The 12,414-nt window shown below is 27.5% G+C and carries 10 protein-coding genes and 1 tRNA gene; 4 read left to right on the top strand and 7 right to left on the bottom strand.

Annotation, left to right across the window (positions count from 1 at the left end; translation table 11 throughout):
• Window positions 1-61 precede the first annotated feature (61 nt).
• Together CJ670_RS05665 and CJ670_RS10835 are read left to right on the top strand one after the other, a co-directional pair.
• Entirely contained in the window at window positions 62-892 is an 831-nt protein-coding gene (locus tag CJ670_RS05665) for a prephenate dehydrogenase (protein ID WP_105939206.1), read from the top strand.
• A 70-nt stretch (window positions 893-962) separates the two neighbouring features.
• The gene (locus tag CJ670_RS10835) at window positions 963-1,139 is read left to right on the top strand and encodes a hypothetical protein (RefSeq protein ID WP_165785188.1); all 177 of its coding nucleotides are present in this window, start codon (window positions 963-965) and stop codon (window positions 1,137-1,139) included.
• Window positions 1,140-1,151: 12 nt separating this feature from the next.
• On the opposite strand, the gene selB is transcribed toward CJ670_RS10835, so the two are convergent.
• Both selB and selA read right to left on the bottom strand, forming a co-directional pair.
• On the bottom strand, window positions 1,152-2,981 hold the full coding sequence (gene selB, locus CJ670_RS05660) for a selenocysteine-specific translation elongation factor (protein WP_105939205.1): 1,830 nt from the start codon (window positions 2,979-2,981) through the stop codon (window positions 1,152-1,154).
• Window positions 2,974-4,326 carry an L-seryl-tRNA(Sec) selenium transferase gene (gene selA, locus CJ670_RS05655; RefSeq protein WP_105939204.1) on the bottom strand — a complete coding sequence of 451 codons (1,353 nt, stop codon included), beginning with the start codon at window positions 4,324-4,326 and terminating at the stop codon, window positions 2,974-2,976. Before selA ends, selB begins: the two co-directional genes overlap by 8 nt.
• Window positions 4,327-4,379: 53 nt before the next feature.
• Between selA and CJ670_RS05650 the strand changes: the two genes are divergently transcribed.
• Window positions 4,380-4,478, top strand: a tRNA-Sec gene (locus CJ670_RS05650).
• A 127-nt stretch (window positions 4,479-4,605) separates the two neighbouring features.
• Here CJ670_RS05650 and argC read toward each other — a convergent pair.
• The 3 genes from argC to CJ670_RS05635 all read right to left on the bottom strand — a co-directional run bounded on the left by argC (window position 4,606) and on the right by CJ670_RS05635 (window position 10,139).
• The gene (argC, locus tag CJ670_RS05645) at window positions 4,606-5,556 is read right to left on the bottom strand and encodes an N-acetyl-gamma-glutamyl-phosphate reductase (protein WP_105939203.1); all 951 of its coding nucleotides are present in this window, start codon (window positions 5,554-5,556) and stop codon (window positions 4,606-4,608) included.
• 78 nt (window positions 5,557-5,634) lie between these two features.
• Window positions 5,635-8,448, bottom strand: a complete 2,814-nt coding sequence (gene uvrA / locus CJ670_RS05640) for an excinuclease ABC subunit UvrA (protein WP_105939202.1) — start codon at window positions 8,446-8,448, stop codon at window positions 5,635-5,637.
• 71 nt (window positions 8,449-8,519) lie between these two features.
• Window positions 8,520-10,139, bottom strand: a complete 1,620-nt coding sequence (locus CJ670_RS05635; protein WP_105939201.1) for a bifunctional diguanylate cyclase/phosphodiesterase — start codon at window positions 10,137-10,139, stop codon at window positions 8,520-8,522.
• Between the two features lie 134 nt (window positions 10,140-10,273).
• On the opposite strand from CJ670_RS05635, the gene CJ670_RS05630 reads away from it, so the two are divergent.
• Window positions 10,274-10,897 carry a hypothetical protein gene (locus tag CJ670_RS05630; protein ID WP_105939200.1) on the top strand — a complete coding sequence of 208 codons (624 nt, stop codon included), beginning with the start codon at window positions 10,274-10,276 and terminating at the stop codon, window positions 10,895-10,897.
• Between the two features lie 29 nt (window positions 10,898-10,926).
• On the opposite strand, the gene CJ670_RS05625 is transcribed toward CJ670_RS05630, so the two are convergent.
• Both CJ670_RS05625 and CJ670_RS05620 read right to left on the bottom strand, forming a co-directional pair.
• Window positions 10,927-11,520: an FAD-dependent oxidoreductase gene (locus tag CJ670_RS05625; protein WP_105939199.1), complete on the bottom strand. Its 594-nt coding sequence runs from the start codon at window positions 11,518-11,520 to the stop codon at window positions 10,927-10,929.
• Window positions 11,521-11,573: 53 nt separating this feature from the next.
• Complete coding sequence (locus CJ670_RS05620) at window positions 11,574-12,278, bottom strand: alpha/beta fold hydrolase (protein WP_105939198.1); 705 nt, start codon at window positions 12,276-12,278, stop codon at window positions 11,574-11,576.
• Window positions 12,279-12,414 lie beyond the last annotated feature (136 nt).

Below are 12,414 nucleotides of genomic sequence, written 5' to 3'. Positions count from 1 at the left end.
TAGTTTATATAAATCTAAAGTAAGCTATAATTTTGGCAAAATTACTTAAAAAAGGTTAAATTTGAACATTGGAATTGTTGGTTTAGGACTTATGGGCGGTTCTTTGGCAAAGGCTGTTAAAAGATATGGTATTTCAAAAAAAGTTTATGGATTTACAAATAGTGAAAAAAGTAAAAAAGAGATAGAAGAGTTAGGGCTTGTTGATGAGCTTGTTGATTTAGAAACTTTAAAAGAAGTTTCAGATGTTATTATCTTGTCTATTCCTGTTGATGCTATTATTTCTATGTTTCCTGATTTTTTAGATATTGATGATAAAACAACTATTATAGATATGGGTTCAACTAAAGAGTATATTGTAAAAAATATTCCTGCAAAGATTAGAAAGAATTTTGTAGCAGCGCACCCAATGACAGGAACAGAAAAAAATGGTCCAAAAGCTGCTATTGACAATCTATATGAGGGAAAAACAGTAGTTTTATGTGATTTGGAAGATAATGCAAATATACATGTTAATAAAGCTTTTAAGATTTTCCAAGAAATAGGTATGAGAATTGTGGTTATGAATAGCCACGAGCACGATGTAAATGCTTGTTATATATCACATTTACCTCATTTAATCTCATTTGGACTTGCAAATACTGTTATGAGTCATCAAAATCCAAAAGAGATTATTGCACTTGCTGCTGGAGGATTTAAAGATATGAGTAGAATCGCAAAATCAAGCCCAAGAATGTGGGGAGATATTTTTAAGCAAAATAGAGAAAATATGCTTGAAAGTATTAAATCTTTTGAAGACCAAATGAATGAAGCCAAAAAAATGATTGAAGATGAGAGATATGAAGAGTTAGAAAATTGGATGAAAAAAGCAAATAGTTTACATGAAATTTTATAAGCTTTGATATGTATCATCTAATGAATAAAAAAGATTAAATATAATCCTTTTTATTCAAAAAAGGATAGCTATGTTTAATTGGTTATTTGGAAAAAAAGAGAAAAGAAAAAGAGAAAAAACTTATGTTTGCAAACATTGTAAACTAACATGTGAAACTTGTACTACAATGTTTTGTTACTCCTGCTACTCAAATCCTGGAAATCCATGTCCAAGATGTAAAAAAACAAATCTTATGGAAAAAGAGTAGTTAATTTTATATCTATGTAAAAACTCTTCTATTTTCAACTTTTTTGATATCACTAAAATTATCTAAATAGTCCAAATAACAAACAAGATATTTTCTACTTAAATCAAATCTCTGTTTAAAGTTAAAAATCTCTATAAAACCATCTTGTTTTATAATATCTCTCATAGATTTTATAATCTTATTTAAACTTTGACTATGAATAAAAAGATTGTGTTGAAGTCTTATTACATCTTTTTTTGCTGTAAGTGATTTTAAAATATCATCTCCAAGTTTTCTATCAATATCTAAATCATCATAGATATTGTAAGGTGCTGTTGGAGTTATATCTTCACTTTTTAATCGTTCTAAAAATATATTTTCAAGCTCTTTTGTAATATCCTCTTTTATATTTGCGTTTTTATAAAGTTGCCCCTCTTTTACTAAAAAGCTATTTTGTACCAAATCATCTAAAGCACTATTTATAAACTCAATACTAGCCCAAGGAACTCTTAAATTAATTGATGAGCTTGAAAGTAGGGCATAAGAGTTTTTTATATAAATGTTTTTTATAAATTCAACTATCTCATCTTTTGTTTTTATTGGATAGATAACTAACTCTTTTTTGTCTATAAAAACATCTTCTAAAGAGTTTGCAAACTCTAAAGACTCATCATGACTTAGAGCAAATCTTTGAGTTGAAGATACAACTCCTAAACCTCTTTTATGAGCTTCTAAAAGTATTTTAAAAGCATTTCTAAAATCTTTTTTATAAAGATTTTTCAAAAGATCTCTTTTTTGATTTTTATTCATTGGATCATATATTGGATTTAAAATCACTCCGCCACAAATAGTATCATTTGCACTTCTTAAAATAATTTTTTCGCCAAAAACAGTAAATATCTTTTCATCAATTTTCAGTGTTGCAAAACCATCTTCAAGCGATGTTAAAGAGTCAAAAAGTAGAACTTTTACATCTATTTTTTTAGCTCCAATAAACAAAGTGTATGTTTGATTGTGATTTAGTTTTTTGTTTTTTAAGCACTTAAAAGAGATATCAATAGTATCAAAACCTCTTAAAAATCCTTTTTTAGTAATAATATCTCCTCTTTGTAAAGAGTTTATATCAATTGAAGCTAGGTTTAATGCAGCTCTAGAAGAGATATTTGCTTCTATTGCGTTTTGATTATGAACTTGAATATTTTTTATTTTTGTCTCTTTTTGTAAATGAGGAATAAAAACTTTCTCTTCAAGTTCAATTTTTTTACCTAAAACAGTCCCTGTTACAACTGTTCCGCTACCTTTTACACTAAAAACTCTATCAACATAAAATCTAAAAAAGTTCTCTTCATCTTTTGTGCTATTTGAGATTGTAAATAGAGTGTTTTTTAAATCTTCAATAGATTTTTCATCATAAATAGATACAGCTTTTATAAATTTTATATCAAATTCAAACTCATTTAAAAACTCTACAATCTTTTTCTCTTGCTCTTTTAAGCTATTTTTATCTACTAAATCTTTTTTTGTAATTACTAAAATAAGATTTTTTATTCCCAAAAGCGATAAAATCTCAATATGCTCAATAGTTTGAGGCATAAGGGACTCTTTTGCACTAACAACTAGCAATACATAATCAAAACCAAAAGCTCCAGCAATCATATTTTTTATAAGCTTTTCATGACCTGGAACATCAATAAAAGCAATATTTCTCTCAGCTCTTGTAAGATTTGAGAAGCTTAAATCTATTGTTATTCCTCTTTGTTTCTCTTCGTTTGTGCTATCACCGTCAAAACCATTTAAAGCACGAATTAATGCAGTTTTTCCATGGTCAATATGACCAGCAGTTCCAATTATAATATTAGACATTTTTAAACTCTTTTTTTAATATCTCTTCAATTTTGTTTATATCTTTTTCTAATATTGTTCTAAAATCAAGTAATACTTTGTCATTTTCAATACGGCTAATAATTAGATTTTTTCTTAATATTTTTTCTATCTCATTTGCTTTTAGGTTTTTATACTCAAGGCTTAAAGCAAATGTAGGGATTTTTTTATTTGGAGTTGTTCCTCCTCCAACCATTGTAAAGCTTTTGATTACTTCACATTTTATAAAGTTATCTATACTATTTTTTAAAACATTTGCTCTTTGTTCTAAAACTTCAAGCTTTGTATTTAGCATTTTTAGAGTTGGAATTTTATCTAACTCATTTTTTAAATAGATATTCAAACTCTCTTCTAAAAGTGCTAAAGTAATTTTATCAACTCTTAGCATTCTTAAGAGCTGATTTTTTTTCAATTTTGCTATTAACTCTTTTTTTCCAACTATTATTCCAGCTTGAACGCTTCCTAGAAGTTTATCTCCTGAAAAACTAAGCAAACTTGGATTTGATTTCATAAGCTCAAGAATAGAAGGCTCATCTTTGCTTAAATTAAAAGGTAAATCAAAAATATGTCCACTTCCCATATCAAAATAGTCTATCAAGCCATTTTCTTGTGCTAGTTTTGATATCTCTTCAAAGCTAACTTCACTTGAAAATCCTTCAATACTATAGTTTGATTTATGAACTTTCATAAGCATAGCTGTATTTTCATTTATAGCATTTTCATAATCTCTTAAGTGAGTTTTGTTTGTAGTTCCAATCTCTTTTAATGTAGTTCCACTTTGAGTCATAACCTCAGGAACTCTAAAACTTCCACCAATCTCAACAAGTTCACCACGGCTTACAACCGTTTCTTTGTTTTTGCAAAAAGTGTTAAGGATTAGAAAAACAGCACTTGCATTGTTGTTTACAACCAAAGCATCTTCACAATTTATTAGTGCTTGTAGAGATTTTGTGATATGTTCATATCTCTCTCCTCTTTTTCCCTCTTCTAAACTATACTCAAGATTGTTGTAAGAAGTTGCAATAGCTATTGCATTTTTAAATAAGCTCTCATCAAGCAAACTTCTTCCTAAGTTTGTATGCACAATAATTCCAGTTGCATTTATAACTGGTTTTAGTGAAGATTGTGTAAGATTTTCGTACTTTTTTAAAACATTTAAAATAAGAGTTTGTTCATCAAAACTATCTATTTTTTTATTTAATATTTCAACTCTTAGATTTTCTAAAACTTCTTTTGTGATTTTTGTTATTAAAGTTTTTGATAATCCTTCAAAAGCTTTGTTTGTGATAAACTTATCAACCTTTGGAATGGATTTTAGTAACATTATTTTTACCTTTTATAAATTTTTAAAGAGTATTATTATACTATTTTAATCTTTATGGAGGGTTTGTGTATCTGGTGAGCACCACAGGCTTCAAATCTGATTGACGGTTTTTGTGTAAACGCCGTGAGAGGTTCGATTCCTCTACCCTCTCGCCATAAATAATCTAATAAAATATATATAAAACTAATCCCATTTCTATAAATAGTAGAAAAAAAATCTTTTATTAAAATAATACAAATTGTGAGTTATAAGAAAAGTATATTTAAAAAATTTAATTTAGGTTTAGAGTTTTATCTCCAAACCTTTTCTCTCTTCAAGTCCTAGCATGATATTCATACACTGAATAGCAGCTCCACTTGCACCTTTTCCTAGATTATCAAGTCTTGAAATAATCACTAAATCAGTTTTGTTTTCATAAATTGATACTTCTATACTATTTGTATTGTTACATCTCATTGGATTTAAAAAGCCATTTTCTAGGTATTCTTCATTGTTTTCAACTATTTTTATAAAAATCTCATCAGCATAATAATCTTTATAAATTTTTATAAGCTCTTCACGATTTTTTGCTTTTTTCATACTCTTTTTTTCAATATATGACATTACAAGCATACCTTGTTTAAAATTCCCAACACTTGGTGTAAAAATAGGGGCTTTGTTTGTTTTTAAAACATATTTCATCTCAGGTAAATGCTTGTGATTTAAACCTAAAGAGTATGGTCTTTGAGCTGCAAAGATTTCAAAATCACCATTTTCATAATCACTTATCATTGAACTTCCACCACCACTATATCCAGTTATTGAGTGACAAATAAGTTTATGATTTTTACCTAAAATTTTATTTATAAAAAGAGGTTTCATAGAGATAATTAGCCCACTTGCATGGCAACCAGGGACACAAACTCTTTTTGAATTTTTAATTTTATCTCTTTGTTTGCTTGTAAGTTCAGGAATACCATAAACCCAAGATGGATTTGTTCTGTGTGCTGTACTTGCGTCTATTACCTTTACATTTTCATTTTCGATTAAACTTACAGATTCAATAGAAGCTTCATCTGGAAGGCATAAAAATACCAAATCAGCACTATTTAAAAGCTCTTTTCTTTTTTCTATATTTTTTTTATCATTTTCATCTATTTCTAAAAGTTCTATCTCATCTCTTTGTTCTAATAATTCGTGAATTTTTAATCCAGTTGTTCCGTGTTGTCCATCTACAAATACTTTAAATTTCATTATTTTCCTTCATAAATTGTGTTTTATTATCCTATCAAAATATCTCTTTTTATGTGCTTTTTGTTTAATAAAAAAAGATTACTTGTTTATCTCTTTATCCAAATAGTAACCTGTATATGAGCCACTATTTTTATGATTTTGTGCTAAAAATTCAGGTGTTCCCATATCTACAATTTTTCCACCTTTATCTCCACCTTCAGGACCTATGTCTATTACAAAATCAGAGTTTTTTATAACATCAAGATTATGTTCTATTACAAGTACTGAGTTTCCAAGTTCTACTAAATGGTGTAGAACTTTTGTAAGCCTATCAACATCTGCAAAATGAAGTCCAGTTGTAGGTTCATCTAAAATATACAAAGTATTTCCTGTATCTTTTTTACTCAACTCTTTACTTAATTTTATTCTTTGAGCTTCTCCACCACTTAAAGTTACAGCATTTTGTCCTAAAGTGATATATCCAAGTCCTACATCGCTTAGAGTTTGAAGTTTTGCTTTTAGTTTTGGCACCTTTGCAAAAAACTCTAAAGCTTCATCTACGCTCATATTTAGAACTTCAGATATATTTTTTCCTCTATAAACTATTTCAAGTGTTTGAGCATTGTATCTATTACCATTACAAGCATCGCACTTAACCATAATGTCTGGTAAAAAGTGCATCTCTATTTTAATTTCACCTTCACCTTGACATTTTTCACATCTTCCACCTTTTACATTAAATGAAAACCGTCCAATCTTATACCCTCTAAGACTAGCTTCTTTTGTTTTACTAAAAAGGTCCCTTATTTCGTCCATAAGTCCTGTATAAGTTGCTGGATTACTTCTAGGAGTTCGACCAATTGGGCTTTGGTCAAGATAGATTACTTTGTCTAGTTTTTCTAAACCATCTATTTCTACACCGTCTACTTTTTTTACTTTTCTAGCACGATTTAAAAGCTCTTGAGCAACAGGAAGTAGTGTTTGAAGAATAAGTGAAGATTTACCACTTCCACTAACTCCTGTAATACTTACTAGGTTTCTAAGAGGAAGTTTTACATCTAGATTTTTTATATTGTTTATATTTACATTTTTTATTTCAATATAATCTTCTTGTTTTCTATTATGAGGATATTCAACTTTTTTTGCTTCTGTTATATATAAAGCAGTTAGAGTTTTTGCTTTTTTCATCTTTTCTAAAGTTCCAGCAAATACCACTTCTCCACCAAATTTTCCAGCATTTGGTCCAATATCAACAATAAAATCAGCAGACTGTATAGTCTCTTTATCATGCTCAACTACAATTACAGTATTCCCTTTTTCTTGTAGCGCTCTTAATGTCTTTATTAGTTTACTAGTATCTCTTTCGTGAAGTCCAATAGATGGTTCATCTAGTACATACATAACCCCCGTTAAACCACTTCCAATTTGTGAAGCAACTCTTATTCTTTGGGCTTCTCCACCACTTATTGTTCGGGCATCTCTTCCTAAAGTAATATATCCTAAACCAACATCATATAAAAAGAAAATTCTCTCTTTTATCTCTTTCAAAATAGGAGCTGCAATCATCTTATTTTGTTCACTTAAATATGAAAAATTGTTTTCATCTTGAAAAAAAACATGAGCTTCTTCTATTGGAATATTTAAAATTTCAGGAATAGTTTTTTTAGCTACATATACAGTTTGGCTAGCTGGTTTTAGTCTATTTCCATTGCAAGAGTCACATTTTTTTTCTGTCATAAATTCAGATAACTCTTTTTCATCTTTTATCATATCATAGGCTAATTTTACAACACCATCCCATTTTCTTGTTAGTTTGTGTTTTTTCCAAAAGAATTTTACTTCATCAACAGTTCCATGTAAGATAGACTTTTTTTGATGTTCTTCTAACTCTCTAAAAGGAGTTTTTATATTTATTTGTGATTGTTCACAAAAAGCTATTAACATTTTAAAATAGAAACCTTTGTTAAAGCCATATATTATCTTTATTGCACCATCTTCTATAGCTAAATCTTCATCAATAACTTTTTTCATATCAAGTGCATATCTTATTCCCAAACCATCACAAGAGCTACAAGCACCTTTTGGTGAATTAAAAGAGAAAGATATTGGCTCAAGTGGTTCAAATGAAATTTTACAATCAAAACAAGCCATATGCTCTGAGTAGTGAATACTTTTTTCAACTCCAAGCTCTTCGTGATTTATTATCTCAATTTCAAGCTCTCCAAAGCTCTCTTTTAGACCTTTTTCAACATCTTGAGCAATTCTATCTTTGTTTGTTTCATTTGCTGTAACTCTATCTATTACAACTTTGATTGTATGCATTTTTGTTTTTTCTAACTCAATATCTTCATCAAGTCTTACCATAACTCCATCTATCATAGCTCTTACATAACCTTTTGCTCGAAGAGTTTCAAGTAAATCAGTAAAGCTTCCTTTTTTTCTATTTATCAAAGGTGCTAATATTATAAGTTTCGCTTCATTTGGTAGTGATAACACCTGATTTATTACATCAGTTGCACTCATTTGTGAAATTGGTTTATTACATTGATGACAATGTTGCTCTCCAATTCTTGCATATAAAAGTCTAAAGTAGTCATATACTTCAGTTATAGTTCCTACAGTTGAACGTGGATTTTTTGAAGTTGTTTTTTGGTCTATTGCAATTGCTGGAGTTAATCCTTCAATTCTTTCAACATCAGGTTTTCCAACTTTATCCAAAAACTGTCTAGCATAAGAAGATAAAGACTCAATATATCTTCTTTGTCCTTCTGCATAAAGTGTATCAAAAGCTAGTGTAGATTTACCACTACCACTAAGCCCTGTAAAAACTATTAGCTTATTTTTTGGTATTTCTAAGTTTATATTTTTTAGATTATTCTCTTTTGCATTAAATATTTTTATTGTATCACTCATAATTTGCCTTTAAAAATTTAAAGTGACTATTATATATAAAGTTTGTTAATAGTTAGTATTATATTTTGCTACTACACCAACTCTTTTGGCTCATCTATAAAAAAACCTTGAGAGTAATCTATATTTAGATTTTGTACACAATTTAAAACATCTTCACTATGTACAAACTCAGCTACTGTTTTTATATTAAGAGCTTTTGCAAATCCAACAATAGTTTGAACTGTAAGATACAGATTATTGTCCGTATTTATGTTTTTTATTAAAGAACCATCTATTTTTATATAATCAACATCTAATTTTATAATATACTCAAAATTTGAGTATCCAGTACCAAAATCATCAATAGCAATCTTACAACCAAGTTTTTTTGCTTTTTTTATAAAATTTGATACTTCAGCAAAACTTTCAATTCCTTCGCTTTCAACTATCTCAAAAGTTATCTGTTTTGCAGTATTTGTTTTTTTCATTGAATTAATAATAAAATCCATAGTGTATTCATCTTTAATATCTTCAAGAGTTAAATTTAAGCTAAAGTCAATATCTTTACCCTTGAAATATTCACAAGCTTTTTTTACAAGTATTCGTGTCATTCCAAGATATATCTTTGCTTTTTTTGCCTCGTTTAGAAAACTAAAAGGTGATAAAATTGAACCATCTTCTAGTTTTATTCTCATTAATACCTCATATTTCTCTTTTTTTGAAATATTATTAATTATTTTTTGACCATAGATTAAAAGATTATTTGAAATAAGAGAACTTTTTAAATCTTCAATTAGTTTTTTATTCTCTTTTAATTTATTGTAAAGTTCTATATGTTCATCTAAAAAAAGTATTGAAATATCTAGTTTTTTAGCCATTCTTAGTGCATATTCTGCTTTTGACAAAAGATTATTTTGAATAGCACTATCTTTACAATTTCTAGCAACACCAATTGATATACTTAAATAAAAGCTATTATTATTTATTAAAATTGGATTTAAAGATACATTTTCAATAATATTTGTACATATAACTCTTATCTCTTCTACATTATCTTTATTTTTTGTACATATTGCAAAAAGATCATTTGCAACTCTGTATAAATCTATATTTGCAGAGATTTTACCAAGAAGTATTTGTGAAAATTTTTTTAGTACTAAATCTCCTGTTTCAAAACCGTAAAAGTTATTTATATCTCTAAAACTATTTATATTTATCATAGCAATTTTTGTAATTTTGTTATCTTTTAAATCTTTTAAAAGTTTTTGTCTATTTTGTAATAAAGTTAATTCATCTATAAATTGTTCTTCGATAAGTTTTTTTTGCTCATATACTTTTGTAATATCATGTCTTATTGCAATAAACTCATCTATATTTTTATTTTCATCTAAAATAGGAACAATAGTTGTATCTACATAATAAACTAATCCATTCTTCTTTTTATTTATAATTACACCTTTAAAAATACCCTTATTTAGAATAGTTTTCCAAAGATTATTAAAAAACTCTTTTGTCATACTCGGATGTCTTATGATGCTATGATTTTTTCCTATTAGCTCATGTTCATCATAACCTGAAACTTCACAAAATTTTTTATTTACAAATGTTATGAGACCATTTTTATCTGTTTTAGAGACTATAGAACTTTCATCAATGGCTTTTTTGTACTCTAGCAGAAAATTGTAGCTATATTTCAAATCTTCTTTTTTCATATGTTATCCTATAAAAAATATTTTAATTTGATACATAATACATTTATTTCTATAAAAAAAGAAATAAATGAATGAAATTAATATTAATTTAATTTTAAGAAATGTAAAATGTTTTAAAACAAAAGGAGTTATCTATGCAAATCCAAAATAATACAAATCAGGCTTTAAATGCTTTTAAACAAAATTCTACTTCAAAAGTAGATGAGAACTTAAAAGAACAAGTTGCTCCTAAAACAGAGAAATCTGTTGAAGAGATAATAAATAATTCAGCTGCAAAAGTTGCTATATCTATGAATGCTCAATATATTTTATTTGAGATGAATGCGAAAGCTATCGCTTCTGGTAACTCAGTAGGACAAGCTGGACTTAATGCTTCAAAAGATCAACAAAGTGTTTTAGATTTTTTAAGTGGAAAAGGTAAAATAGATGATAAAAATCTATATGATATTGGTTATATTGGAAAACCAATTATGGATTTATCACCACAAGAGGCAACAGATCTTGTAAGTGAAAATGGTTTTTTTGGAATAACTCAAACTTCAGATAGAGTTTCTAACTTTGTTTTTAGTTTTGCTGGAGATGATTTAGAAAAACTTCAAAAAGGAAGAGATGGAATTGTTAAAGGTTTTGACGAAGCAAATAAAATGTTTGGTGGAAACTTACCAGAAATTTCATATAAAACTCAAGAAAGAACATTAGCTTTATTAGATGCAAAAATTGAATCTTTGAAAAATCCACAAGCAAAAGTAGAAGAGTAGTAAAAAATAGAAGCAAAAGCTTCTATTTTTTATGCTTTTACATCGTGAACAACTGCTATTTTTCCACTCCAAACTTTGAAAATATCACAAGCAACTTTAGCTCCATCTCCACTTGCACATGAAAACATAGTAGGAACACCACTTGCAAGTCCAGCTACATATAGATTTTTAGAGATTAAATTGTTTTTATTTTCTAAATATATATTATTTGGTTTTGGAACAAAGATATTATCTTTTACATTAACATCTTCACACTCTATATCAAATTTATGAAGACCAGTTGCTAAAACTACAATTGAAGCTTCATAAGTAGAGTTTTGTGTTGTAACTTTAAAATATTCACCAAAATTCTCAATTTTAGTAGCTTTTTCATCTTTTAGTTCAACATCTTTGTATATTTCTAGCTGTTTTTTCATTTTAAAAACTAAATCAACACCATTGATTCCACTATCAACTCCAGCAACATTGAAATATTTTCCAACATTTAAATCACTTTTATTATCATCTAAAATTAGATACTTTTTATCTTTTGCCCAGTCAAATTTATCATTTGCACTTCCTAAAGTTAAAGCACAAGCAAAACCAGCAGCTCCAGCTCCAATAATTATTACATCATATCTCATAATATTTTCCTTTCATTTAAAATTTTTCGTAGTTTAGCAAAAGAGATATAAACTTACTCTTTTATCCACTTTTTAATGCTTGAAGCAAATAGCTCTGGAAACTCCAAAGGAATATTGTGGCTAGTACCATCTCTTTTTATTAATTTAATATTATGTTTTTGATTATGTAGTTTATGCAAAGCTTCTAAATCCAAAAGTCTATCGTTTGAGCTATAAAGCATATGCATAGGAATTGTTTTATCTTTTAATTTATCAAACAAATCTACTCTATTAAAAGTGCTTTTTAGTTGAGTTAAAAAAGTATTTCTTCCTAAATCATTAAACATATCAACCATAGTTTGAGCCAAAGATAAATCACTTTGATTTTGCTCTTCTAAAAGCATAATTGCTTTTTCAAAATCAAGTCCAAAAAAATCACTGATATTTTCGAACTCTTCGAGTTTCTTTTCTCTTCTTGCTTTTTCTATTTTTGAAGTAGTTCCAGGAGTTGCTGCAACTGTAAATAATCTTTTAACTCTTTGTGGATATTTACAAGTAAAATATGATGCAATATAGCCACCAAGTGAAAATCCCAAAATATTTATCTTCTCTTCTTTAAACTCTTTGTTTAAAATATCAACAATCTCATCAAAATTTGTTGAGTTTGGAATAGGAGTATGAACTATTTCAAACTCATCTTCCAAAAGTGGTAATGCTTTTCTCCAAAGTCTAGCATCTGTCATAAGTCCTGGTATAAAATATATTTTCTCTTTTTTCATATGATAATTCTCTTTTTATTTTTTTAACTATTTTTGTATTAAATTCTATATTAAATTAGCTTAATAGTTTAAAAAATAGTATATTTTAATAAGTTTTACTTATTTATTTTAAATTAAGTTATCTTATATATAATTT

Source organism: Arcobacter cryaerophilus gv. crypticus, from assembly GCF_002993025.1.
Classification (GTDB): Bacteria; Campylobacterota; Campylobacteria; order Campylobacterales; family Arcobacteraceae; genus Aliarcobacter; species Aliarcobacter cryaerophilus_B.
The sequence above is the reverse complement of the archived record's forward strand: the minus strand, read 5'-3'. Positions and strand labels throughout refer to the sequence as shown.